Origin of the sequence: Deinococcus sonorensis KR-87, assembly GCF_040256395.1 — a bacterium.
GTDB lineage: Bacteria > Deinococcota > Deinococci > Deinococcales > Deinococcaceae > Deinococcus > Deinococcus sonorensis.
The window spans coordinates 2572897-2597190 of record NZ_CP158299.1 but is presented as its reverse complement, the minus strand read 5'-3'; the positions used below and the strand labels follow the sequence as shown (position 1 = coordinate 2597190).

Here is a 24294-nt window from a genome sequence, read left to right as displayed (position 1 = left end):
CCCGCGCCTTAAGCTCGCCTTGGGGCAGTGGTAGCCCGCTATGCTGACGTATGCATTTCCGAGTGGTTGGGCTGCTGACCGTGCTGACGCTGGTGGCCTGTCAGAAACCGGCGGGTCAGGCTGGCGCGGTGCAGGTGAGTCCACAGACGCGGGCCACCTCGGTCCGCGATCCGTTCAGCGGACTGCCCTGGATCTCGCGGGCCGCGCTGCCCCCGGAGGGCCGGCAGACGCTGCAGCGGATCGAGGCGGGCGGGCCGTTTCCGTATGCCCGCGACGGGGTGGTGTTCCAAAACCGCGAGGGCCGGCTGCCCCGGCAGCCCGCCGGCCGCTACCACGAGTACACGGTCCGCACGCCCGGCAGCCGGGACCGGGGCGCGCGCCGGATCATCTGTGCGGCCGTGCCCGAGTGCTACTACACCGCCGACCACTACGCCAGCTTTGCGAGGATCCGGCCATGATGGACTTCCCCCATACCGACGAGTTGCCGAGCGGCCTGCAGCCCGCGCCCGCCGAGCCGCGCCTGTGGGCGGCCGGTGCCCGCCTGATGTTCCGCGAACTGGAGCTGCAGCACGTACAGGACAAGGACGACCTGATGCAGGCGCTGGGCCGCGACCTGACGTTGCCACCGCACTTCGGGCACAACTGGGACGCGCTCTATGACGTGCTGAGTGACCCGGCGACGGCCCGGCCCGAGGCGATCCACCTGTGCCACCTGGAGGCGTTCCGGACGGCGCATCCGAAGCTGGCTGCCGATCTGCTGGACGTGCTGCTGGATGCCCAGAGCGAGCGGGCCCGCAGCGGCGTGGGGCTGTGGCTGCTGACCTAGCCGGACCGGTGTGAGGCGGAGCCGCCTGCTACACTCCCCGCATGTTAATTCTGGGCGTTGACACCTCCTGTGACGACACCGGCGTGGGCGTGGTGGAGCTGCGGCCGGACGGCAGCGTCGCGGTGCGCGCCAACCGGGTCTGGTCGCAGGCGGTCCACGCGGCCTACGGCGGCGTGATGCCGGAGCTGGCCAGCCGCGAACACGTCGAGCGCATTGACCGGGTGATGCAGGACGCGCTGCAGGAGGCGGGCATCACCGTCTCGGAACTGGGCGCGGTGGCGGCCACCTCCGGGCCGGGGCTGGTGGGCGCGCTGCTGGTGGGGCTGATGTACGGCAAGGGGCTGGCGCAGGCGCTGGACATTCCCTTCTATGCCACCCACCACCTGGAAGGCCACATCTACGCGGCGGCCAGCGAGGAGGCCCTGAGCGCCCCCTACCTCGCGCTGGTGGTGTCCGGAGGCCACACCCACCTCTTCGACGTGCCGCAGGACGGGCAGTACGTGCTGGTGGGCGCCACCCGCGACGACGCCGCCGGCGAGGCCTTCGATAAGGTGGCGCGGCTGGCCGGGCTGGGGTATCCGGGTGGCCCGGCGGTCAGCGAGGCGGCGAAGCGCGGCGACCCGAAGGCCGTGGCGTTCCGGGTGCCGCTGGCCGGGCAGAGCGGCTACGACTTCTCGTTCAGCGGCCTCAAGACGGCGGCGCTGCTGGCGCACCGGGCCGGTGCGAAGCCGGAGGATCTGGCCGCCAGTTTCCAGGCGGTCGCCGTGAAGAGTCTGGTGCAGACGAGCGTGCGGGCCGCCCACGACCTGGGCCGGCAGACCCTGGTGGTGTCGGGCGGGGTGGCGGCCAACGCGGCGCTGCGGGAAGCGTTCGGGCGTACAGGCCTGCGGGTGGTGTTTCCAGGCCGGGGCCTCAACACGGACAACGGCGCCATGATTGCGCTGGCGGGGGCGGCCGCCATCCGGGCCGGCCGCGCCCCACATGGGCTGTCCGACGGGGCTGAGGCCTACGCGCCGCTTGCCCGCGCCTGACCTATGATGCCCTGGTCATGCAGAGCCCGTTTACGCTGTCCGCCCGCGCCCGCAGCCTGAAGCCCTCCTCGACGGTGGCCGTGACCTCCCGCGCGCTGGAACTGCGCCACGCCGGGGTGGACGTGATCAGCCTGGGGGTGGGCGAGCCGGACTTCGACACGCCGCCGCACATCAAGGCCGCCGGGATCGCCGCCATTGAGGCCGGACGCACCAAGTACACCGGGGTGAACGGCATTCCGGAACTGCGCGAGGCCATCAGCCAGAAGTTCGAGCGCGAGAACGGCCTGCACCACGCGCCCGACGCCGTGACCGTGACGAGCGGCGGCAAGCAGGCGCTGTTCAACGCCTTCTTCGCGCTGCTCAACCCCGGCGACGAGGTGCTGGTGCCCTCACCCTACTGGGTCAGCTACCCGGAGATGATCGCGCTGACCGGCGCGGTGGCCGTCCCGGTGCCGACCGTCCCGGAGGAGGGCTTTCAGCTGGACCCGGAGCGGCTGGAGCGGCTGATCACGCCGCGCACCCGCGCCGTCCTGCTCAACAGCCCCGGCAACCCCACCGGCGCCGTGTTTCCGCCGGAGGTGCTGCAGCGGGTGGCGGAGCTGGCCCAGCGACACGGCCTGATGATCATCACTGACGAGATGTACGAGCATCTGGTGTACGGCGCCGAGCAGGTGAGCATCGGGCGCTACGCGCCGGAGCACACCCTGACCGTCAACGGCGCCAGCAAGGCGTATGCCATGACCGGCTGGCGCATCGGCTACGCGGGTGGCCCGAAAGCCGTCATTTCGGCCATGAACAGCTTCCAGAGCCAGAGCACCAGCAACGCCTCCAGCGTGGGCCAGTACGCGGCGCTGGCCGCCTTCCAGCAGCACCAGGAAACCCTGCGCTTCATCGAGATGGCCCGCCGCGCCTACCATGAGCGCCGCGACTTCCTGGTGGCGGGCCTGAACCGGCTGGGCCTGCCGACCCCGCTGCCGGAGGGTGCCTTCTACGTCATGACCGACACCACCCGCATCCACCCGGACGAGCTGGAGGCGGCCCGCATCATCCTGGACGACGCGCTGGTGGCGGTGGTGCCCGGCACCGACTTTGCCGCGCCGGGGCAGGTGCGGCTCAGCTACGCCACCAGCATGGACCAGCTGCAGGAGGTGCTGCGGCGCCTGGAACAGCTGCTGGCCCGCCGCTGAGCGGCCCGGGAGCTACCACTCAGCCATCCTGAGTGCGCCTCACTCACATCCTCGGCTCCGGCTCATGGCGGGCGCGGTATAGTGGAGCCTGTATGTTCCGTGTCCTCAATAAGATTTTTGACAACAACCAGCGAGACGTCGCTCGGATCACCAAGACCGTGGTCCAGCCGGTCGCCGCCCTGGAAGAGCAGACCAAAACGGTTGAGGATCTGGCCGCCGCCTTCCTGGCCCTGCGTGAGCGGGTGCAGACGGGCGGCGAGACGCTGGACGACGTGATGGTGGAAGCCTTCGCGCTGATCCGCGAGGCGGGCCGCCGCAGCATCGGCAAGCGCCACTACGACGTGCAGCTGATCGGCGGCGCGGCGCTGCACCAGGGCCGCATCGCGGAGATGCGCACCGGTGAGGGCAAGACGCTGGTGGCCACCCTGGCGCTGTGCCTGAACGCCCTGAGCGGCAAGGGCGCGCACCTCGTCACGGTGAACGACTACCTGGCGCGGGTGGGCGCCGAGGAGATGGGGCTGCTGTTCCGCACCCTGGGCCTGACGGTGGGCCTGATCCAGCGCGACATGCAGCCGATGCAGCGTCAGGCCGCCTATGCCTGCGACATCACCTACGTGACCAACAGCGAGCTGGGCTTCGACTACCTGCGCGACAACATGGCTCAGGACCCCTCCCAGCTGGTGCTGCGTGCCGACACGCCGCTGAACTTCGCCATTGTGGACGAGGTGGACAGCATCCTGATCGACGAGGCCCGCACCCCGCTGATCATCTCGGGGGCCGCAGAGAAGGCCACCGACCAGTACTACGTGATCGCCAAGCTGGTCAAGCGCCTGAATCGCGGCGAGCCGGCCGAGCCGGGCAAGCGCACCGAGCCAACCGGCGATTACACCATCGACGAGAAGAGCAAGGGCGTGCACCTGACCGAGCAGGGCATCACCCGGCTGGAGCGGCTGCTCTCCATTGACGACCTGTACAGCCAGGAAAACATGGAGAAGGCCCACATGATCACCCAGGCGCTGCGCGCCAAGGACCTGTATCACCGCGACACCGACTACATCGTGTCGGCGGAGGGCGAGGTGATCATCATCGACGAGTTCACCGGGCGCAGCATGGCGGGCCGCCGCTACGGTGAGGGGCTGCACCAGGCCATCGAGGCCAAAGAGGGCGTCAAGATCGAGAACGAGAACCAGACGCTCGCCACCATCACCTACCAGAATTTCTTCCGCCTGTACCAGAAGTTCTCGGGCATGACCGGGACCGCCAAGACCGAGGAAAAGGAATTCCTGGACATCTACGGCAGCGACGTGCTGGTGATCCCCACCAACCTGCCGATCATCCGCCAGGACGCCGAGGACCTGATCTACCGCACCAAGGTCGGCAAGTTCGGCGCGGTGGTGCAGGAAACGGTCCAGATGCACGCCACCGGCCGCCCGGTGCTGATCGGCACGGTCAGCATCGAGACCTCGGAGCTGCTGTCACAGCTGCTGCATCAGGCTGGGGTTCCGCACAACGTGCTGAACGCCAAGTACGAGGCGCAGGAAGCGAGCATCGTGGCGCAGGCGGGGCGCAGCAATCAGGTGACCATCGCCACGAACATGGCCGGACGCGGCACCGACATCATGCTGGGCGGCAACGCGGAATTCATGCTGGGCGAGGCGCTGGAATCCATGGGCCTGTCGCGCTACGACCAGGCCACCGAGAACTTCATCAAGTCGGTGATGCGCAAGGACGGTCAGGCGCAGCAGCTGGCCACGCTGCTGCCGGGCGTCACGCCCGAGTTCGTGCAGCAGGCCGAGCAGATGCGCGACGCGGTGGAACAGGACCGGGTGCGGGTGCGCGAGGCCGGCGGCCTGCACATCATCGGCACCGAGCGGCACGAGTCGCGGCGCATCGACAACCAGCTGCGCGGCCGCGCGGGCCGTCAGGGGGACCCGGGCAGCAGCCGCTTCTACGTCAGCTTCGAGGACGAGCTGATGCGTCTGTTCGCCAACGACCGGGTGGTGGCCATGATGGACCGCCTGGGCATGGACGACAGCCAGCCGATCGAGGCCAAGATGGTCACGGGGGCCATCGAGCGGGCGCAGGCGCGCGTGGAGGACCGCAACTTCGGCACCCGCAAGCAGCTGCTGGAGTTCGACAACGTGATGAGCAAGCAGCGCGAGATCGTGTACGCCCAGCGCCGCGAGGTGCTGCTGGGGCCGGACGCGGACGTGGAGGAGAGCACCGAAGGGATGGTCGCGGACTTCGTGGAGATGCAGCTGGCCGAGTTCGCCCCGCTGGACGGCGACCACGAGCAGTGGGACCTGGAGGCGCTGAAGGCGGCCATCGTGGACGCGATTCCGGCGCTGGAAGCGTTCGACTTTGAGACGCTGCGGACCCTGCCAGCCGAGGACGCCCACCGCCACATGCTGGAAGCCGCCGCCGACGCCTTCGACGAGCGCAAGGCAGAGCTGGGGCCGGAGCTGCTCAACGGGGTGTCGCGCTACGTGCTGCTGCAGGTGGTGGACCAGTACTGGAAGGAGCACCTGCACGGCATGGATGTGCTGCGTCAGGGCATCGGGCTGCGCGGCTACGGCCAGCGCGACCCCTTCTCCGAGTACAAGTTCGAGGCCACCAACATGTTCAACGAGATGATCGACAAGCTCAAGGGCGAGGTGACCAAGTACCTGTTCCGGATGCAGGTGGGGGGCACCGCCGCCGCCTGAACAGGCCAGGCAGAGCGGTGCCGCCAGCCCATACGGCTGGCGGCACCGCTCTGCTATACAGCGTTTGCAGCGCTCCAGCGCTGAATGGTACACTGCCCCTGTCCGCACGGCGTCCCAGTTGAATACACCCACTCCACACGCACCCCAATTGCCCGAGGAAACTCACGGGTAAGAGTCGGGGAAAGGTAGGCGACTATGGCAGAAGTTGTGCTCGAACACGTGGTGAAGCGCTACGGCAAGACCCAGACGGCTGTCCAGGATTTCAACCTGCACATCAAGGACAAGGAGTTCATGGTGTTCGTGGGGCCGTCCGGCTGCGGCAAGTCCACCACCCTGCGCATGATCGCGGGCCTGGAGGACATCAGCGAGGGCACCCTGCGCATCGGCGACCGCATCGTCAACGACGTGCCGCCGAAGGACCGCGACATCGCGATGGTGTTCCAGAACTACGCGCTGTACCCGCACATGAACGTCTACGACAACATGGCCTTCGGCCTGAAGCTGCGCAAGACCCCCAAGGATCAGATCGACAAGCGCGTGCGTGACGCCGCCAAGATCCTGCAGATCGAGCACCTGCTGGGCCGCAAGCCCAAGGAGCTCTCGGGTGGTCAGCGTCAGCGCGTGGCGCTGGGCCGCGCCATCGTGCGCGAGCCGAAAGTGTTCCTGATGGACGAGCCGCTCTCGAACCTGGACGCCAAGCTGCGCGTGGAGATGCGCTCGCAGATCTCCCAGCTGCACCGCCGCCTGGGCACCACCATCATCTACGTGACGCACGACCAGGTGGAGGCCATGACCATGGGCAGCCGCATCGTGGTGATGCGTGACGGCGTGATCCAGCAGGTGGACACCCCGCTGAACCTCTACGACTTCCCGCGCAACAAGTTCGTGGCCGGCTTCATCGGCAGCCCCAGCATGAACTTCCTGAACGGCAAGATCCAGAACGGCCAGTTCGTGGTCGGCGGTGCACCGGTCGCGGCCCAGGGCCGCCTCTCGGAGAGCATGCGCGCCTACGAGGGCAAGGACGTCGTGATGGGCATCCGTCCGGAGCACATCGGCCTGCGCGGCATGACCAACCTGCCGGAAGGCACCAACATCATCCGTGGCCGCGTGCTGGTGGTGGAGCCGCTGGGCGCCCAGACCGACTTCATCGTGGAGATCGCCGGGCAGACCCTCACCGTCAAGGTGGAGGGCCAGGCGCGTATCCAGCCGGGTGACAGCGTGGAACTGGTCGTGGACCAGCGCCGCCTGCACGCCTTCGACGCCCAGACCGAGATGGCCATTGACCGTGGCAGCCCGGTGGGCACGCTCGGCCAGGCCGACCTGGACATGAGCCAGACGCAGGCGACCGTCATCTCGGCCGACTGAACACCCCGAAAACAAAGCCCGGCTTCGGCCGGGTTTTTTTTTGTGCCTGAGCTGGATTGCGCGGCTGACGCGCATCCGCTAGATTAAGCAGACTTTATACAGCACCGGAGGCCCGCTATGAAGAGCACACTGTTTGCACTGACCGTCCTGGCGCTGCTGGGCAGCACCCAGGCGCGCACCTGGGACGAGATCAAGTCCAGCGGCACCATCAAGATCGCCACCGAGGGCGCGTTTCCGCCGTTCAACTACTTCGAGGGCAAGAAGCTGACGGGCTTCGAGGTGGACCTGGGGAACGCCCTGGCCAAGCAGCTGGGCGTCAAGGTGGAGTGGATCACCCAGCCGTTCGACAACCTGCTGATCGGGCTGAACCAGAACCGCTACGACTTCGTGATCGCCTCGCACGGCATCACGCCGGAGCGGCAGAAGGCCGTGGACTTCTCCAACCCGCACTACTGCACCGGCGGCGCCATCGTGAGCCGGGTGGGTGGCCCCAAGACGGCCGCCGACCTGAAGGGCAAGACCGTGGCGGTGCAGGTGGGCACCACCTACCTGGAGAACGTGCAGAAGGTGGCGGGCGTGGGCAGCGTCAAGACCTTCCCCAAGGACACCGACGCGCAGGCCGCGCTGATGGCTGGCCGGGTGGACGCCTGGGTCGGCGACAAGTTCAGTGCCCTGGACGTGGTGAAGGCGCAGAAGGGCAAGCTGCAGCAGGGCGACCTGCTGTTCCAGGAAAAGATCGCCATGGCGGTCAAGAAGAACAACACCACCCTGACCAAACAGCTCAACACGGCCCTGAGCGCCCTGGAGAGCAACGGCGTGTATGCCAAGCTGAGCAAGCAGTACTTCGCTCAGGACGTCCGCTGCAAGTAAGAGGGTGCAAAAAGGGGGCGGGCCAGCGGCCCGCCCCCCTCGCTTATCCCAGGAACTCCCGGGCGCCGGTGTGGGCCGCCCGCAGCGTAAAGCGCTCCGCGAACTTGGCGTTGCACATGGCCCCGGTGCGGGCGCGCCCTTCGCGGTACTGCTCGGGCGTGAACTGCCACTTGTAGAACTGCTGGTAGAAGGCGGCCACCTCCGCCGAGACCTCAATGGTGCTCTCGATGTCCACGAACACCTCCGGGTAGCGGCTCACCTCCGAGTGGTACTGGTAGAAGCGGATGCCCTCGCGCCACGGCTGAAGCGGCGTCTCCAGGCCCTCGTTGATGATCTTGGGGATCCGGGCCAGCGTGATGGCGTCGAAGGCGATCTTGGCGCTCATGCGATGGTCCGGGTGCGGGTGGTCGTCGGGCCAGGCGATCACGGCGTTCGGCTGGAATTCGGCGTACAGCCGGGCCAGCTGCAGCGCCTCGTCGCGGCCTCCGGTCATGCGGCTGTCGCCCATGTCGAAGAAGCGGTGATCGGCGCCGATGCGCTGGGCCACCCACGCGCCGTGTTCCTGACGGATGCGCGTCACTTCCTCGTGCGGCGCGTCGCCGAACTGACTGGCCAGTTCGCCCAGGGTGGTCCATACCAGCATCACCTGGTCGCCGCGTGCCGCGTGCTTGGCGAGCGTTCCGATGCAGCCGATCTCGTCGTCCGGGTGGGCAAACACAGCCATGATCCTCATGCGGGCCACTCTACGGCTTTGCGCGCCGGCAGGAAAGGGCGGCAGGACGCCATCCGCAGCGCCGCGCCCTCGCTTGACAGCGGCAGCGTGCGCCCCTAGAGTTGCGCATCGTGACCCGCACCTTTCGTCCACAGCCCAGAAAAGATGCCGCCCGTGACCTGCTGCCGATCCAGGCGTGCATCCAGCCGGCCACGCCCATCGCGGGGGAGAACGTCGAGCTGTATGCCGACGGCGCCTGCGACACGGCCGCCGGCCACGGTGGCTGGGCCACCATCCTGCGCTACCGGGGCACCGAGCTGGAGCTCAGCGGCCACGAGGCCGGCACCACCAACAACCGCATGGAGCTGACCGCGCTGCTGCAGGGCCTGCAGGCGCTCAAGCGGCCGTGTCAGGTGCGGGTGGTCACCGACAGCCAGTACCTGCGCAAGGCGTTCACCGACAAGTGGATCGTGAAGTGGCAGCGCAACGGCTGGAAGACGGCCGGCAACGACCCGGTCAAGAATCAAGACCTCTGGGAGGCGCTGATCGAGCAGGCCCAGAAGCACGCGTTGACCTTCGTGTGGGTCAAGGGCCACAACGGGCACGGCGAGAACGAGCGGGTGGACAAGAAGGCGGTGGAGGAGCGGCTGAAGTTGCGCAGGAGCAGCCGCTGACTTACTGCGCCGCCTGTGCCTCGGCCTCGGCCTTCCTGGCGTCCTTTTTCATGCGCTCATGCATCTGGCTCAGCTCGCCGGTGCACGGTGTCTGATCCGGGAGCGCGTGGTTGCGGTCATTCAGCTTGATGCACCAGCGGGCCGCGAACATCTTGGTGGCGGCCGTCAGGCCGGGGCCGGAGCCCTCGCCGCCGTTCTGGAAGAAGCTGACCACCAGAAAGTTCGGGTTGCCCAGCGGACCGTAGCCCTCATAGAAGGCGTTGGTGTAGCTGTAGTTGTACTTGCGGCTCAGCCCGTTCTCGGCGGTGCCGGTCTTGCCGGCGGTCCGCACCGGGAAGAAGTCCGGCCCCAGCATGTGTTTGGCGGTGGCGTAGCGGTACTGGTCGCTGGTGGTCATGCTCAGGCCCTCCTGCACCAGCCGGAAGGTGGCTGTCTCGCCGTTGCTCACGTCCTGCACCGGCTTGGGCGGCAGCACCTTCCCGCCCTCCTTGCGGATCACGGTCAGCGGACGCTTGTGGCCGTTGTTCAGAATAGTGCTGAGCGCCAGCGCCAGCTGGGCCGGCGTCACCTGCACGTCGCCCTGACCGATGCTCATGTTCAGGCTCATGCCCGGCTGCCAGCTCTTGTCCCGCCGGTCGCTGTGCAGGAAGCCCTGCTCGCTCGGCACGTCGCCGGTCTTCTCACCCACCAGTTCCAGGCCGGTGGGGTGCCCGAAGCCCAGCTGCTTCACCCGCTGGGCCACCACGTTGCTGTACTCCACCGGGTGCTGGGCGGCGCTGTCGTAGTACCACGGGTTGCATGAGTACGCCAGCGCCAGCCGGGCGTCCACCATGCCCAGCGAGTAGTGCGCCCAGTTGTGCCACGTGCCGGACCCGAAGCGGTAGGCCGGAGCGCACGGCACCGTCCGGTTGCCCCACTTCTCCACAAAGGCGAGGGTGGTGCTGGGCTTGAACACGCTGCCGGGGTCGTAGGTCTGCACCACCCGGTTCTGCATCACCGCGTCCAGGCTGCTGCTCAGCAGCGCGGCAGCCTTGGCCTTGGGGTCGGGGCTGGGCGTGCGCGAGAACCAGTTCGGGTCGAAAGTGGGGCTGCTGGCCATCGCCAGCACCGCTCCGGTGCGTGGGTCCAGCGCAATGATGGCGCCGCGCACCAGCGGCTCCGGCGGGCTGTGGTACTTGGCGCGGTTGCGGTTGATCTCCGGCAGCGCCTCCCGCAGCGCCTGCTCGGCGGCCCGCTGGAGCGCGCTGTCAATGGTCAGTACCACGTCCCGGCCCTTCTGCCCGGGGTCCACGGTCCGGGTGCTCTGTGGCCGCCCGGTGGCCGTCACCTCCACCCGCCGCACGCCGTTCTTGCCCATCAACGTCTGCTGCAGGCTGTACTCCAGCCCGCTCTTGCCCACCAGGTCGCCCAGGGTGTAGCCCTCGTCCTCCACCTCGCTCTCATCGGCTTCGGCGGTGTAGCCCAGCAGATGTGCGGCCAGCTTGCCTTGCGGATAGATGCGCTCCACCCGCTCGCGCAGCTCCAGGTTCGGTTGCAGCGCCGTGTACTCGTAGAGCGCCGGTAGGTTCTCGGCCTTGATGTTGCGGGCCAGCACCACCTCGCGCTCGTGGCTGAAATCGGGCGGCCTGGGGGCATCTCCCTGCGTCTGATCCGGCTGCACGCCCGCGAGATAGCGGATCTTGTCCCAGCTGCCCACCTCGCCGCCGGTGTAGATCAGGTCCACCGCCAGCCGGTTGGTGGCGAGCAGCACACCGTCGCTGGTGCGGATCTCCCCGCGCAGCGCCCGCACCACCTCGTCCTTCTGGTAGTTGCTCTCGCTCTGCACCGCGAACTGCGCGTGATGTACCACCTGCAGGTTATAGAGCCGCACCCCGAATACGCCTAGCGCCACGCTCATGCCCAGCGCCAGCCAGCGGATGCGGTTCATCGCCGCTCTCCGGAGGTGCTCATGCGGCCAGCTCCGCGTCGGCGCCGGGGCGGGGTCCCAGACCCCAGCTCATCAGCCGGTTCCACAGCGGATACACCAGCACCGTCAACGCCAGTTCCCAGGGCAGCACCCGCATCAGGGCGTCCACCGTCACGAGGCCGCCGCGCAGCCAGTAGGTCAGAATCAGAAACGCGGTCCACTGCCCCAGGATGGCAATCACCACCGTGAGAATGGCCCCGACCACGCCGCCGTCCGTGAGTTGCCGGCGCGCGCCCAGCACCAGCAGCACTCCACCAGCCACCGCCGCCGCGTGCAGGCCCAGCAGGCCGTGGCCCAGCACGTCCTGCAGCAGCCCCACCCCGTACCCGGCCAGCAGCGCCGGCACGGACCGCAGCCGTAGCGCCAGCGCCACGCCGGTCAGCAGGAACAGGTCGGGTGCCGTGACGCCCAGCGGGGCCAGCAGGCTGGCAAGCGCCCCCTGCAGGCCCAGCAGCAGCAGAAAATACACGATGGCGCGCACGACGCGGAAGGTGATGTTCATAACGGGTCCCGGGGCCAGCCAGCCCCGGTGGAGCAGCATAGTGCAGCAGGGCGGCTTCGGGGTGGGGCGGCGCTCACAGGCCGCCCAGCACGGTCACGTCTTCTGTGAGGTTCACGTCCACGGCCGGCTTCACGATCACGGTGCGGTTCACGTCGTTGGGGCCAAGCGGCAGCACCCGTTCCACCGTGCCCACCTTGATGCCCACCGGAAACACGCCGCCCAGGCTGGACGTGACCAGCACATCGCCGGGGCGGATATCCACGCCCAGCGAGAACTCGGCCCGCAGTCGGTCCGGCGGCGCGCCGAAGGCCAGCCCGCGCCCGCCCTTGTTGCGGGCCAGCGTGACCCCCACCCGGCTCTCCGGGTCCACCAGCGACAGCACCACTGCGCTCTCGGACGTCACCTGCACCACCTGACCCACCAGCCCGGACGGGACCGTCACCGGCATGCGCACCCGCAGCCCGTCGGCGGCGCCCTTGTTGAGCGTCAGGCGGCTGAGCAGCGGGCTGGGGTCCACGGCCGTGACCTGGGCGATGCCCACCACGTTGGGCGCCTGGGTGGCGATGATCTGCGTGACCTGCCGCAGCCGCGCCACTTCCCGGCTGAGCAGCTCGTTGCGCTGGCGCAGCACGTCGTTCTGCTGCTGCAGCGTGTAATAGCGCTGGCTCAGGTCCCGGTCGCGCACCAGGGTGTTGTAGGCGAAGCGGATGTTGGCCGCCCCCTCCAGAAAGGCGCGGGTCAGCGGCGCAATGCCGCTCGACAGCGAGGCCGGGGCCACCAGCTGAAACCGCAGCGCCACCATGCTCAGCGCCAGCAGCAACAGGTACAGCAGCGCCGCCCGTCGCCAGATGCGGCCCTGGGTGCGCGGCCGGCCGGACCGGGACGTCACTGCCCCACGCCCCAGACCGGCAGGCCCGCCCCGCGCAGCAGCCGCATGACCAGCCCCAGCGGAAAGCCCACCACGTTGGAGTAGTCGCCCTCAATGCGGGCCACCAGCGCCATGCCCAGGCCCTGAATGCCGTACCCGCCCGCCTTGTCCAGTCCCTCGCCGCTGGCCGCGTAGTGATCCAGTTCGGCCGGCCGCAGCGGGCGGAACTGCACCTCGGTGCGCTCCACGCCGCTCGCCAGCCGCCCGGCGTCCATCACGGCCACCCCGCTGTACACCTGATGCCGCTGGCCAGACAGGCGCGACAGAAAGACCCGGTTCTCGGCCGTGTCGCGCGGCTTGCCGAGGATCTGCCCGTCCAGCGCCACCAGCGTGTCGGCGGCGATCACCAGCGCGTCCGGATGCCGCTCGGCCACTGCCCTGGCCTTCTGCCGCGCCAGATCTTCGGCCACGCGCTCGGGCGCGGTCTCGTCGCTCACCTCATCCAGGTCGCTCACCACCACCGTGAACGTGAGTCCCAGCCCGGTCAGCAGGTCGCGCCGGCGGGGGCTGCCCGACGCCAGGATCAGGCTGCGGCCCTGTGCCTCCACCGCCACCGTCAGTACCCGGCGGTGTTGCCCTGCCCGGCCACCAGCCCCACGCCACCGGAGGTGCCCAGCCGGGTCGCTCCCGCCGCAATCATCGCCTCGGCGTCCGCGGCGGTGCGCACCCCGCCCGCTGCCTTGATCTGCGCGCGGCCCGCGATCACGCGGCTCATCAGCTGCACGTCGGCCAGGGTGGCGCCGCCCGTCCCGAAGCCGGTGCTGGTCTTAACGAACTCGGCGCCCGCCGCCACCGCCGCCTCGGTGGCGCGCACCTTCTGCTCGTCCGAGAGGTAGCAGGTCTCGATGATCACCTTCAGCACGGTGCCGGGAATCGCGTCCCGCACCGCCTGAATATCGGCCTGCACGTACGCCCAGTCCTCCGCCAGCGCCGAGCCGATGCTGATGACCATATCCACCTCATCGGCGCCCTGCTGCACGCTCCGGCGGGCTTCCTCAGCCTTCTGGTCGCTGGTCAATGCCCCCAGCGGAAAGCCGCAGACGGTGGCGACCCTCACCTCGCTGCCCTGCAGCTCCGAGCGGCACAGCGCGATGTGCTGCGGATTGACACACACGGCCATGAAGCGGTGCGTGCGGGCCTCCTGACACAGCTGCGCGATGTCAGCGGGCGTGGCGGTGGCTTTCAGGAGGGTGTGGTCAATGTACGGCGCGAGATTCACGCCTCCCAGCATAGCGGTCCGGGCGGCAGGGGCCTCGCCGCAGCGGCCGGAAGCCGTATCCTGCCTGCATGACCACCGACGCTGACGCTGTCCGCCTGACCCCCGGCGACCCGTTTCCCGCCTTCTCGCTCCCGGACGCCTCCGGCCAGGTGCACCAGCTCGGCGACTATGCCGGGCGATATCTGGTGCTGTACGTCTACCCCAAGGACGACACGCCCGGCTGCACCAAGGAGGCCTGTGACTTCCGTGACAACCAGGCGCTGCGTGCGGCCGGGGCGCAGGTGCTGGGCCTGAGCCGCGACGATGCCAGCAGCCACGAGCAGTTCGCCGAGAAATACAGCCTGCCGTTTCCGCTGCTCAGCGACCCGGACGCCACCTTCATGCGCGAGATCGGGAGCTGGGGCACCAAGAACATGTACGGTAAGGTCTCGGAGGGCGTCAAGCGCAGCACCTTCCTGATCGGCCCGGACGGGCGGCTGGTCAAGGCCTGGTACGCGGTCACGGTAGACGGCCACGCCGACGCGGTCGTGAAGGCCATCGAGGCCGACCAACAGCGGCAGGGCAGCGTCCGTGGCTGAGCTGGAGGCGCTCAAGCAGCAGGCCGCCGTCCGGGCCGCCGCGCTGGTGCAGAGCGGCACCCGCATCGGCCTCGGCACCGGCAGCACCGCCCGCTACGCCATTCTGGAGCTGGGGCGGCGGCTGGCGGCGGGTGAACTGGAGGGCGTGATGGCGGTGGCCACCTCTCAGGCCAGTGAGGACCTGGCGCGCAGCCTGAACATCCCGGTGGAGCCGCTGACCCCGGAGCCGCTGGACATCGTGATTGACGGCGCCGACGAGATCGATCCGCAGCTGAACCTGATCAAGGGGCTGGGCGGCGCCCTCACCCGCGAGAAGCTGGTGGAGGTGCAGGCCCGACGCTTTGCGGTGATCGCCGACCACACCAAGCTGGTGTCGCGGCTGGGGGAGAAGGCCCCGCTGCCGATCGAGGTGGTGCAGTTTGGCGTGGACAGCACGGTGGAGCGGCTGCGCGCCCTGGGCGCGCGTGGAGAGCTGCGCCGGGACGCCGGAGCGCTCTACATCACCGACAACGGCAACTACATCTTTCACGCCCACTTTCCGGAGAACGCCTCGCTGGCCTCGCTGGAACGCTCGCTCAAGGGCGTGCTGGGCGTGGTCGAGACCGGGCTGTTCCTGGGCATGGCGACGGTGGCCTATGTGGCGACGCCGGAGGGCGTGCGGGAACTGCACGCCGGAGCCTAGCGGTGCGGGTGGTGCTGAAGCTGGGCACCTCGGTGCTCACGGCCGGGACCGACCGGCTGCACCGGCCCCGGCTGGTGGAACTGACTCGCCAGATCTCGGCGCTGCGGGCGGCCGGGCACACGGTGGTGCTGGTGAGTTCCGGGGCGGTGCTGGCCGGCTGGGAAACGCTGGACTTTCCGCCGCGCACCCGCACGCTGGCCGAGAAGCAGCTGCTGGCGGCGGTGGGGCAGGGCACCCTGATGCACACCTACGCGATGCTGGCCGAGCTGTACGGCATCCGGGTGGCGCAGGTGCTGCTCACCGCCGACGATTTCCGTGACCGCACCCGCTACCTCAACGCCCGCACCACGCTGCTCGGCTGTCTGGAGCGCGGGGTGCTGCCGATCATCAACGAGAACGACGCCGTGGCGGTGGAGCAGATCAAGGTAGGCGACAACGACACCCTGTCGGCCTTTGTGGCCAACATGCTGGAGGCCGACCTGCTGGTGATCCTGACCGACGCGCCGGGCCTGTATACCGCCGACCCCAGATTGAACCCGCAGGCCACCCTGATTCCGGAGGTGGCCCGCATCGACGCGGACATCTGGGCGCTGGCGGGCGGCGCGGGCACCCACCGCGGCACCGGGGGCATGTACACCAAAATCCAGGCGGCCGAGATCGCCACCCGCGCCGGAACGCCGGTGGTGATCGCGCCGGGGGACGCGCCGGACGTGTTCGTGAGGGCGGTGCAGGGCGAGTCGCTCGGCACCCGCTTCCAGGCGTCGGGCAGCCGACTGGAGGCCCGCAAGCGCTGGATTCTGGCGGAGATCGCGCCGGGCCGCCTGCTGCTCGATGACGGCGCTGCCCAGGCGCTGCGCGGGCAGGGGAGCCTGCTGCCCGCAGGCGTCCGAGGTGTGGAAGGACAGTTTGAGCGCGGCCACACCGTGCGCCTGCTGGCTCCTGACGGCGCCGAGGTGGGCCGTGGCCTGGCCCGGTACCGCGCCGATGACCTGCGGCGGGTGCAGGGCCACCATTCGCGCGACATTGCGGCGTTGCTCGGCTACGATTACGGCCCGGAAGTGGTCCACCGCGACGACCTGATTCTGCTGTAGCCATCTCTCCCCGCCGGCTTCAAATCGTGGCGTTTCTCACTCCGGTTCACCCTCCTGTCAGATTGATGTGGGCATTTCTGCGTACAATATGAGGCGAGTGGCGGTTCCCCACCGCCCTCACCTTCCCTCAAGAACGCGTGGCTCCCCCCGCCACGCGTTTGTTTATGTATAAAAGATGAGGAACACTCTGCCCCCTATCGGGCGTGCTGACGCGCAGTGAAGATATTCACAACAATGGTGTCTGAAGACTTTTAACATGAAAAGGTCATGTTCACCCTCGTCACTGATTCTACCTGCGACCTCGGCGTGGCCGAACTGCAGCGCGCCGATGTCCGCTGCGTCCCGCTCAACATCCAGATGCAGGGCCGGCAGTACGCCGACTGGAGTGAACTCGATCCCGACACGCTGTATCAGCAGATGAAGGAGGGCCAGCAGGCCCAGACGGTGCCGCCCAGCGTGGCCGCCTTTATGGACGTCTATCAGCCGCTGGTGCAGGCCGGTCAGCAGGTGCTGAGCATTCACCTCTCGTCCCAGATCTCCGAGACCATCACTGTGGCGCGCAACGCCGCCGCGCAGCTGCCGGGTGGCGACCGGGTACACCACTTCGATTCCGGGTCGGCGTCGTGCCAGCTTGCCGAGTACGTGCTGACCGCCGTCCGCGCCCGCGACGCCGGCCTCACGCTGGAGCAGACGGTGGCGGAGCTGGAGCGCGTGCGCAGCGAAATCTACGCCGAGTTCTGCGTCACGGATCTGGAATACCTGCGGCGCGGCGGCCGGCTGTCGCGCTCTGCCGAACTGGTCGGCAACCTGCTGGGCGTGCGGCCGGTGCTGGGCTTTCAGGAGGGGCGCATCACCGCTCGGCGGCGGGTGCGGGCGTCCGGGGCGGGCCAGGACATCATCCGGCGCATGGAACAGCACTTCGGGCAGACGCCGCTGTCGGTGGCGGTCGTGCATGCCGGGCGCGACAGCGAGCGGATGCAGGAACTTCAGGCCGCCCTGCGCAGTTCCAAACTGAATATCGTGCGCGGACGGATGCAGCTGATGGGCTGTGTGATCGGGGCCCACGTCGGCCCCGGCACCTTCGGCTATCTGGCGGTGCCGACACGCTGACCGCCTGAACAGGTGACCGGTGCTACAATTGGAGGCAGGATGCGGATCGTCATCGCGATACTTCTGGTGGTCCTGGCGGCCACCCTCTACTTCACCGGCGGAATCCGTCTGGGCATGGTCACGGTCATGCCCACCTGGCTGGTCAATGCCCAGGGCGCCAGCGAATACAGTTACCGGATGGCCGGCGACAGCGTGCCGGTTCAGGTGAAAGGCACCTGCAACGGGAAATCTGGCCGGATCGTGCTGCGCCTGCGCGATCCGGCGGGCAACCAGGTCGGCGGTCAGGAGTGTGTGCGCGGTGACTGGGCCATCAACCTGCAGGGGCACAACGACCCGGGCTCGTATCGTCTGACCCTGGAATACGACCACTTCACCGGGCGGGTGGACGTGCGGCACGTCCAGAACTGAGACCTAAAAGAAGCGGGGCACCAGGTCAATCTGACCGGTGCCCCCACTCCGTCTGAGTTTTACTGCTGGGCCTTGGCGGCCTGCTCGCGGTTGATGCGCTTGGCCAGACGGCTCTTCTTGCGGGCGGCGGCGTTCTTGTGCATGGTGCTGCCCTTGGCGGCCTTGTCGATCAGGCTCTCGGCCTTGCGCTGCATCTCGGCGGCGTTCTCAGCGCCGGCGCTGAACGCTTCCACGGCCTTCTTGGTGAAGGTGCGGATGGTGCTCTTGCGGCTGCGGTTGATGGCGCGGCGCTTGAGGCTCTGACGGTGACGTTTCTGGGCAGATTTGTGGCGCAGGGCCATGGGATTCCTCTTTCTCCTGCGGATGCAGGGCGGTTCCTGGTGTGCCCACCGGGAACACGAGCGTCGGGGGCTGGTCGGCCGTCCCGCGCGGTGCAGCGGAGGCTGCACGCTGCTCACCTCTCGGGAAGCAACTTTGTTACTTTACAGGCTCCGGCGACCCACTGCAAGCGGCACAATGGAGGCCATGAACCGCCCTCACCGTCCGGACCCCCCAGCCAGCGCCGACGAGGCCCGCGAACAGCTGCTCGCGTACGCCTTCCGGGCGCTGGGCCAGCGGATGCTCAGCGAGGCCGAACTGCGGACCCGGCTGCTGCGCCGCACCGACGACGAGGCGCTGGCCGAGGCGGTGCTGACCCGCGTGCGCGAACTCGGCTACCTCAGCGACGAGCAGGTGGCGCGGGCCGAGGGACAACGGCGCGGCGTGGGCGGGTACCGGGTGCGCCAGAAACTGCGCCAGCGGGGCCTGGACGAGGACCTGATCGAGGAGACGCTGGAGGCGCGTGACCCACAGGCCGAACTGGAGGACGCCCGGCGCGTGCTGGAGCGCCGGTGGGACAGCTTTCAGCGTGCTGCTGATCCCCGGGCGCGTGCCTACGGCTTCCTGATGCGGCGCGGCTATCCGGGCGGCGTGATCCGGCAGGTGCTGGACGAGCTGCAGGCGTCTGCGGAGTCAGCGGACCGGTAGGCTGGCGCGCAGCTGCTCGGTCAGGGTCTCGCGGCGGCCCTGCAGGGTGTCGCTCACGCCCACCCGGTACAGGTGCGGATTGAGCAGCCGCCGGGTCCCGGCTGGAAGCCGGGCCAGCTCCGCCTGAGCGCGTTCCTGCAGCGAAGGCAGGGAGGCGGCCGGGGTGGAGCGCTCGCCCCGCTCCACCACCCGTTGGCGCGGATCGTGCCAGTCCAGCCCGCCGGGCAGCCGGGAGCTGCGCAGCGGGTTGCTGGGGTCACTGACCCTCAGGCCACTGCTCGGCACCTCATCCTGCGCCGTCAGCACGTCCAGCACCGCGTGCCCCTGCGCGTCGGTGGCCCGCCAGACGCGTTTGGTGCCGGGCAAGCTGGTTTTGGTGGGGTCGCCGGTCAGCTTGATGCGGCCGATGCCGTTCAGTTCGACAAGCTTGTACACGCCGCCCAGTGCGCCACCGCCCGCGCCGCCGCCGGTGGCGAGCTGGGTGCCGACGCCGTAGGTGTCGATGCGTCCGCCTTCCCGGATGATGCTTTCGATCACTTCCTCCGAGAGGTCGTTGGAGGCGGTGATCTTCACGTCCGGGAACCCGGCCCGGTCCAGCTCGGCCCGCACCTGTGCCGACAGCCACGCAAGGTCGCCGGAATCCAGCCGGACTCCGCGCAGCTCGTGGCCGCGTGCGCGCAGCTCACCCGCCACCGTGATGGCGTTGGGCAGGCCGCTTTTCAGGGTGTCCACCGTGTCCAGCAGCAGCGTGGTCTGGTCCGGATACAGCTCGGCGTAGGCGCGGAACGCCTCCAGCTCGCTACCGAAGCTCTCGACCCAGGCGTGCGCGTGGGTGCCGACCACCGGCAGACCGTAGCGCTGCCCGGCCTCCACGTTGCTGGTGCCCACCGCGCCGCCCACGAACGCCGCGCGGGCCGCACTGAGCGCTCCGTTCGGTCCCTGGGCCCGGCGGGTGCCGAATTCGATCACCTGTCCACCGTGCGGCGACTGCTGCGCGGCCCACACACACCGGGCGGCCTTGCTGGCGATCAGGGTCTGGAAGTTGACGATGTTGAGCAGCGCGGTCTCGATCAGCTGCGCCTCCCAGAGCGGCGCCGTCACGGTCAGCAGCGGCTCGTGGGCGAACACCACCGACCCCTCCGGGAAGGCCTCGATGGTGCCGCTGAAGCGCCAACCGGCCAGGGCCTCCAGGAAGTCAGCCGGAAACAGCTGCAGCCCCTTCAGGTACGCCAGCGCCGCGTCGTCGAAGCGCAGCGACAGCAGGTGATCCAGGGCCACTTCCAGGCCGGCCCAGACCGCGTACCCGCCGCCAAACGGATTGCGCCGGAAATAGAGGTCGAACACCGCCTCCTGGGTGTGCAGCCCGCGCTGCCAGTAGCCGCCCAGCATGGTGAGCTGATACAGGTCGGTGAACAGGGGAGACGCGTCCATGACCGCAGTGTAAGGGTCCGTGCTTGGCGGCCCTCTTGAGCCTTATGCCAGACTTGGGACATGACCACGCCGATGCAGAACCAGATCATGCAGGCCCTGAGCGTGCAGTCCACCATCGATCCGGCCGCCGAGGTGCAGCGGCGCATCTCGTTTCTCAAGCGCTACCTGCAGAGCACGCCGGCGCGCGGATTCGTGCTGGGCATCAGCGGCGGTCAGGACAGTAGCCTGGCCGGGCGGCTGTGTGCGCTGGCGGTCGCCGAGCTGAATGCCGAGCACGGCGGCGGCTACACCTTCATCGCAGTGCGGCTGCCCTACCACCGTCAGGCGGATGAGGACGACGCCCAGGCGGCCCTGGCCTTTATTCAGGCGCCTGAGACGGTGGTGCTAAACGTGGGACCGGCCACCGACGCGGCGGCCGAGAGCGTGCGTGAAGGCACCGGCCAGCCGCTGGCCGACTTCGTGCGTGGCAACCTGAAGGCACGCATGCGCATGGCGCTGCAGTATGCCCTGGCCGGTGAACGCAACCTGCTGGTGGTGGGCACCGACCACGCGGCCGAGGCCGTGACCGGCTTCTACACCAAGTACGGCGACGGCGGCGTGGACCTGACCCCGCTGACCGGCCTGACCAAACGCCAGGGCCGCGCCCTGCTGAAACACCTGGAGGCGCCGGAGCGACTGTATCTGAAAGTCCCCACTGCCGACCTGGAGGACAACCGGCCAGGACTGCCGGACGAGGTGGCGCTGGGCCTCACGTACGAGCAGCTTGACGATTATCTGGAGGGCAGGGCCGTCTCCGAGGAGGTGGCCGGGCGCGTAGAGCGGCTGTACCGCACAACTCGCCACAAGCGGACCATGCCGGTTTCGCCGGCGGAGACATGGTGGGAGTCCGAGAATTGATCTCAGCAAAGCAAATTTTCACGAGCTGGATTATCGTGAAATAATTCACTTGATAGAAGAAAAGAGTGGCAGCCGTAAAGGCTGCCTGAGGGACCGGGTCGGTCAGGCCTGCGGCTGCTGCGGCTGAATCTGGAAGCCTTCCAGGGTGGCGTAGTCATCCTGGAAGTGCATCAGCACACCGCCGAACAGCGTGTCGAAGGTCTCCTGCGGCATCTCAGCCAGGGTGGGGTAGAAGCCCACGTACTCCAGCCAGACGTTGCCGTCGGCGTCGATGCTGCGGCTGAAGGCGCGCTCGCGGTTGCGCTCGTTCAGCATGCCCATGACCTCGTCCTTGCGGTTCTGGTAGGTCTTGTGAGTCACGCAGGTGATCTCGAGGCGGCTGGTGTTGTTGGGGCCGTCGTTGACGCTCACCAGCACGGCGGCGTCTCCCATCTCGAAGCGCCAGCCCATCTTGACGAAGCGCTGACCGTTGTTCTCCTCGATGTCGAGCTGGACGTCCTTGTCCTTGAGGTACTTGGCGACGGTTTCCAGCGTCAGCAGCGCAGTGTCTTGGTTGGTCATGGTGAGTGAATCCTTTCGTGGTGCAAAGACTTGAGTGTAGCCCGAACGATTCTACACCCTGAACTCCGGAGCAGGCTCAGGGCTGACGCAGCACCGTCAGGGTCACGGCCGCCACGCCATCGTCCAGCATGCCCAGCGCCCGCGCCGCCTCCGTGGACAGGTCAATGATGCGCTCCGGATTTCCGAACGGCCCACGGTCATTGATCATCACGTCCACGCTGCGCCCGCTGCGGGCCAGCTGCACCCGCACCCAGGTGCCGAACGGCAGGCTGGGGTGGGCGGCGGTCAGCGCGGTCAGGTTGCTGAAGCGGCCCGGGTAGTACACCGCCATTCCCCGCTGGCCCGGCGTGGCGGGGGGCGGGGTGTCGTCCGTGGCGGCAGGCACCGGAGCCGGCGTCTCTGCCTCCAGCTGCAGCTGCAGCACCTGCCCGGCCCGCAGCGCGTCGGTGGTCAGGTGATTCAGTTGCATCACCTGGGCGACCGTCAGGCCGTGCGCCCTGGCCAGCGACCAGAGGGTGTCGCCCGGCTGGACGGTGTACGGCGCGGCCAGCGTCAGCCCTCCACCCAGCAGGACCGCTGTCCAGAGCGCTCGCTTCATAGCGTGTCCATCGGACTGCCGGACAGCACCTCGTACCCGTCCGCCGTCACCAGCACCAGGTCCTCGATTCGCAGGCCGCCCACGTCCGGCAGGTACACGCCCGGCTCCACCGTGACCACCATGCCCGGCTCCAGGACCTCCTCGCTCTTCTGGCGCAGCCCCGGGCCTTCATGCACCGCCAGCCCCACGCCGTGGCCCAGTGAGTGGGCGAAGTACTCGGCCAGGCCATGCCGCTCCAGCACCCCACGCGCCAGCTGATCCAGTTCCGCGCAGCTCATGCCGGGACGGATCGCCTTCACGGCCGTCTGCTCGGCCTCCAGCACGGCGCGGTACAGCCGCCGCAGCTCCTCGCTCGGATTGCCCACCGCCACGGTGCGGGTCATGTCGCTGTTGTAGCCGTTCAGTTGCGCCCCGAAATCCAGCGTGACCAGCTCATCCTCTCCGATGACGCGTTCCGAGGCCGCTCCGTGCGGCATGGCTCCGCGCGGCCCGGACGCCACGATGGTGTCGAAGGCCGGCATGGCCCCGCGCTCGCGCATGTACGTTTCCAGCGCCAGCGCGACGTCCAGCTCGCGGACGCCCGCCCGGATCATCGGACGCACGGCGGCGAAGGCCTCGTCGGCCAACCGCTGGGCGGCCCGGATTGCCTCCACCTCCTGCGCGGTCTTGAGGGTCCGCAGCCGCGCGATCAGACCGCTGCTTGAGACGAGCTGCACGGCGGTCCAGTGCTCCCGCAGCTGCTCCAGCTGGGCCACGGTCAGGTGGTCCGCTTCGAAGCCCACCCGCAGCCCCTCCACCAGCGGGGCGGCTTGCACCAGCGTCTCGGGTGGCCGGGCGATCACGGTGGGCAGCGCGGTTTCCTCACGGGCCTGCACGGTGTAGCGCGCGTCGGTGTAGAGCGTGGCCTCGCCGCTGGCCAGCACCAGCACCTTGGCGTCGGCGGGGCTGCTGAAGCCCGACAGGTAACGGACATTCTCGGGGGTGCTGACCCACAGGGCGTCGAGGCTGGCCTGCTGCATCGCCCCGGTCAGGCGAGCCAGAAGTTCCTGATTCATAGGCGGCAGCCTAACATGCCGGGCAATTGTAAGGCTGTGCCGGATTGCAAAAACCCGGCCAGGCGGCCGGGTCGGGTGAAGCAGGTGTGGCCTCAGCGCAGCGCGCTCGCCATGTCCAGCACGCTCTGCACTTCCAGCGCCGCGCCGCCCACCAGCGCGCCGTTCACGTTCGGCTGGTCGCAGATCTCACGGATGTTGCCGGGCTTGACGCTGCCGCCGTACAGCACCTGCACGTCCTGACCGGTGGGGCCGTACAGCCCCACCAGCGCGGTGCGGATGGCGCTGCACAGCTCCTCGGCGTCGGCAGCGGTGGCGGTCTTGCCGGTGCCGATGGCCCACACCGGTTCGTAGGCCACCACCAGCGCGCCGGGGCGGTCCAGCCGCACGCCGGCTAGACTGTCGCGCAGCTGGTCGAGCGTGTAGGTCACGTGCTCGCCACGCTCGCGCACCTCCAGCCCTTCGCCCACACACACGATGGGAATCAGGCCCGCCTCGATAGCGGCGCGCGTCTTGGCGGCCACCAGCTGGCTGCTCTCGGCGTGGTATTCCCGGCGTTCGCTGTGGCCGATCACCACATGGCTCGCGCCGGTGTCCAGCAGCATCGCGGCGCTGATCTCGCCGGTGTAGGCGCCGGAGGCATGCGCCGACACGTCCTGGCCGCCGACGGCCACGCCACTGCCCTGTAGGGAGGTGGCCAGCGCCGGCAGATCAATCGCGGGCGCCATGATCGCCAGCTGGGCGCTGCCCGGCTGCAGCTGGGCAGTCAGTTCTTTGGCCCAGGCCGTCGCCTCGGTGGGCGTCTTGTTCATCTTCCAGTTGAGTGCCAGCAGGGTGGGGGGCTTTGCCATGGAAACCTCGGGGAGGGGAGAGAG

At 68.6% G+C, this 24294-nt stretch carries 27 protein-coding genes; 15 read left to right on the top strand and 12 right to left on the bottom strand.

The genetic code is table 11. From position 1 onward, the window contains the following. Positions 1-50: 50 nt before the first annotated feature. The 7 genes from ABOD76_RS18060 (at position 51) to ABOD76_RS18030 (ending at position 7984) form a co-directional block, all read left to right on the top strand. Entirely contained in the window at positions 51-458 is a 408-nt protein-coding gene (locus ABOD76_RS18060) for a ribonuclease domain-containing protein (RefSeq protein WP_350243345.1), read from the top strand. Further along, the gene (locus ABOD76_RS18055) at positions 455-826 is read left to right on the top strand and encodes a barstar family protein (protein WP_350243344.1); all 372 of its coding nucleotides are present in this window, start codon (positions 455-457) and stop codon (positions 824-826) included. The genes ABOD76_RS18060 and ABOD76_RS18055 overlap by 4 nt, the downstream gene beginning before the upstream one ends. Positions 827-867: 41 nt before the next feature. Continuing rightward, a complete protein-coding gene (tsaD, locus tag ABOD76_RS18050) occupies positions 868-1857 on the top strand; it encodes a tRNA (adenosine(37)-N6)-threonylcarbamoyltransferase complex transferase subunit TsaD (protein ID WP_350243343.1) in 990 nt (329 codons plus the stop codon). 17 nt (positions 1858-1874) lie between these two features. Further along, positions 1875-3044, top strand: a complete 1170-nt coding sequence (locus tag ABOD76_RS18045) for a pyridoxal phosphate-dependent aminotransferase (protein ID WP_350243342.1) — start codon at positions 1875-1877, stop codon at positions 3042-3044. A gap of 92 nt (positions 3045-3136) precedes the next feature. Then, positions 3137-5749, top strand: coding sequence for a preprotein translocase subunit SecA (gene secA, locus ABOD76_RS18040; RefSeq protein ID WP_350243341.1), 2613 nt, complete (start codon positions 3137-3139; stop codon positions 5747-5749). Between the two features lie 195 nt (positions 5750-5944). Further along, a complete protein-coding gene (locus ABOD76_RS18035) occupies positions 5945-7114 on the top strand; it encodes an ABC transporter ATP-binding protein (protein WP_350243340.1) in 1170 nt (389 codons plus the stop codon). Between the two features lie 117 nt (positions 7115-7231). Further along, complete coding sequence (locus tag ABOD76_RS18030) at positions 7232-7984, top strand: ABC transporter substrate-binding protein (protein ID WP_350243339.1); 753 nt, start codon at positions 7232-7234, stop codon at positions 7982-7984. A gap of 43 nt (positions 7985-8027) precedes the next feature. Here ABOD76_RS18030 and ABOD76_RS18025 read toward each other — a convergent pair whose 3' ends face one another. Next, positions 8028-8717 carry a PIG-L deacetylase family protein gene (locus tag ABOD76_RS18025; protein ID WP_350243338.1) on the bottom strand — a complete coding sequence of 230 codons (690 nt, stop codon included), beginning with the start codon at positions 8715-8717 and terminating at the stop codon, positions 8028-8030. 110 nt (positions 8718-8827) lie between these two features. Between ABOD76_RS18025 and rnhA the strand changes: the two genes are divergently transcribed. Next, complete coding sequence (rnhA, locus tag ABOD76_RS18020) at positions 8828-9370, top strand: ribonuclease HI (protein ID WP_350243337.1); 543 nt, start codon at positions 8828-8830, stop codon at positions 9368-9370. Position 9371: 1 nt separating this feature from the next. Here the strand turns inward: rnhA and ABOD76_RS18015 are convergent, their stop codons facing one another. The 5 genes from ABOD76_RS18015 to deoC all read right to left on the bottom strand — a co-directional run bounded on the left by ABOD76_RS18015 (position 9372) and on the right by deoC (position 13985). Further along, the gene (locus ABOD76_RS18015) at positions 9372-11297 is read right to left on the bottom strand and encodes a peptidoglycan D,D-transpeptidase FtsI family protein (protein WP_350243336.1); all 1926 of its coding nucleotides are present in this window, start codon (positions 11295-11297) and stop codon (positions 9372-9374) included. 19 nt (positions 11298-11316) lie between these two features. After that, positions 11317-11838 (bottom strand): Rod shape-determining protein MreD, encoded by a 522-nt coding sequence (locus ABOD76_RS18010; protein WP_350243335.1) that lies wholly within the window; start codon positions 11836-11838, stop codon positions 11317-11319. 73 nt (positions 11839-11911) lie between these two features. Then, positions 11912-12727, bottom strand: coding sequence for a rod shape-determining protein MreC (mreC, locus tag ABOD76_RS18005; protein WP_350243334.1), 816 nt, complete (start codon positions 12725-12727; stop codon positions 11912-11914). Further along, positions 12724-13314: a Maf family protein gene (locus ABOD76_RS18000; RefSeq protein ID WP_350243333.1), complete on the bottom strand. Its 591-nt coding sequence runs from the start codon at positions 13312-13314 to the stop codon at positions 12724-12726. Before ABOD76_RS18000 ends, mreC begins: the two co-directional genes overlap by 4 nt. Positions 13315-13322: 8 nt before the next feature. Then, on the bottom strand, positions 13323-13985 hold the full coding sequence (deoC, locus tag ABOD76_RS17995) for a deoxyribose-phosphate aldolase (protein ID WP_350243332.1): 663 nt from the start codon (positions 13983-13985) through the stop codon (positions 13323-13325). A gap of 68 nt (positions 13986-14053) precedes the next feature. Between deoC and ABOD76_RS17990 the strand changes: the two genes are divergently transcribed. From ABOD76_RS17990 to ABOD76_RS17970, 5 genes are all read left to right on the top strand, one after another. Continuing rightward, positions 14054-14563: a peroxiredoxin gene (locus ABOD76_RS17990; RefSeq protein WP_350243331.1), complete on the top strand. Its 510-nt coding sequence runs from the start codon at positions 14054-14056 to the stop codon at positions 14561-14563. Next, the gene (gene rpiA, locus ABOD76_RS17985) at positions 14556-15245 is read left to right on the top strand and encodes a ribose 5-phosphate isomerase A (RefSeq protein WP_350243330.1); all 690 of its coding nucleotides are present in this window, start codon (positions 14556-14558) and stop codon (positions 15243-15245) included. The genes ABOD76_RS17990 and rpiA overlap by 8 nt, the downstream gene beginning before the upstream one ends. A 2-nt stretch (positions 15246-15247) precedes the next feature. Then, positions 15248-16336: a glutamate 5-kinase gene (gene proB, locus ABOD76_RS17980; protein ID WP_350243329.1), complete on the top strand. Its 1089-nt coding sequence runs from the start codon at positions 15248-15250 to the stop codon at positions 16334-16336. Between the two features lie 267 nt (positions 16337-16603). After that, a complete protein-coding gene (locus ABOD76_RS17975; RefSeq protein WP_350243328.1) occupies positions 16604-17446 on the top strand; it encodes a DegV family protein in 843 nt (280 codons plus the stop codon). Between the two features lie 39 nt (positions 17447-17485). Continuing rightward, positions 17486-17854: a hypothetical protein gene (locus tag ABOD76_RS17970; RefSeq protein WP_350243327.1), complete on the top strand. Its 369-nt coding sequence runs from the start codon at positions 17486-17488 to the stop codon at positions 17852-17854. Positions 17855-17913: 59 nt separating this feature from the next. Here ABOD76_RS17970 and rpsT read toward each other — a convergent pair whose 3' ends face one another. Continuing rightward, the gene (gene rpsT / locus ABOD76_RS17965) at positions 17914-18195 is read right to left on the bottom strand and encodes a 30S ribosomal protein S20 (RefSeq protein WP_350243326.1); all 282 of its coding nucleotides are present in this window, start codon (positions 18193-18195) and stop codon (positions 17914-17916) included. 184 nt (positions 18196-18379) lie between these two features. On the opposite strand from rpsT, the gene ABOD76_RS17960 reads away from it, so the two are divergent. Beyond that, positions 18380-18880 (top strand): RecX family transcriptional regulator, encoded by a 501-nt coding sequence (locus tag ABOD76_RS17960; protein ID WP_350243325.1) that lies wholly within the window; start codon positions 18380-18382, stop codon positions 18878-18880. Here ABOD76_RS17960 and ABOD76_RS17955 read toward each other — a convergent pair. Further along, entirely contained in the window at positions 18866-20311 is a 1446-nt protein-coding gene (locus ABOD76_RS17955; RefSeq protein ID WP_350243324.1) for a nicotinate phosphoribosyltransferase, read from the bottom strand. The genes ABOD76_RS17960 and ABOD76_RS17955 overlap by 15 nt on opposite strands. Before the next feature lie 60 nt (positions 20312-20371). Here ABOD76_RS17955 and nadE point away from each other — a divergent pair, with 60 nt between their 5' ends. After that, complete coding sequence (nadE, locus tag ABOD76_RS17950) at positions 20372-21208, top strand: ammonia-dependent NAD(+) synthetase (RefSeq protein WP_350243323.1); 837 nt, start codon at positions 20372-20374, stop codon at positions 21206-21208. Between the two features lie 102 nt (positions 21209-21310). Here nadE and ABOD76_RS17945 read toward each other — a convergent pair whose 3' ends face one another. The 4 genes from ABOD76_RS17945 to tpiA all read right to left on the bottom strand — a co-directional run bounded on the left by ABOD76_RS17945 (position 21311) and on the right by tpiA (position 24270). Further along, entirely contained in the window at positions 21311-21769 is a 459-nt protein-coding gene (locus tag ABOD76_RS17945; protein WP_350243322.1) for a YbjN domain-containing protein, read from the bottom strand. A 76-nt stretch (positions 21770-21845) separates the two neighbouring features. Beyond that, the gene (locus ABOD76_RS17940) at positions 21846-22367 is read right to left on the bottom strand and encodes a septal ring lytic transglycosylase RlpA family protein (RefSeq protein WP_350243321.1); all 522 of its coding nucleotides are present in this window, start codon (positions 22365-22367) and stop codon (positions 21846-21848) included. After that, positions 22364-23422: a M24 family metallopeptidase gene (locus tag ABOD76_RS17935; protein WP_350243320.1), complete on the bottom strand. Its 1059-nt coding sequence runs from the start codon at positions 23420-23422 to the stop codon at positions 22364-22366. Before ABOD76_RS17935 ends, ABOD76_RS17940 begins: the two co-directional genes overlap by 4 nt. A gap of 92 nt (positions 23423-23514) precedes the next feature. Then, positions 23515-24270 carry a triose-phosphate isomerase gene (tpiA, locus tag ABOD76_RS17930; RefSeq protein ID WP_350243319.1) on the bottom strand — a complete coding sequence of 252 codons (756 nt, stop codon included), beginning with the start codon at positions 24268-24270 and terminating at the stop codon, positions 23515-23517. Positions 24271-24294: the final 24 nt, after the last annotated feature.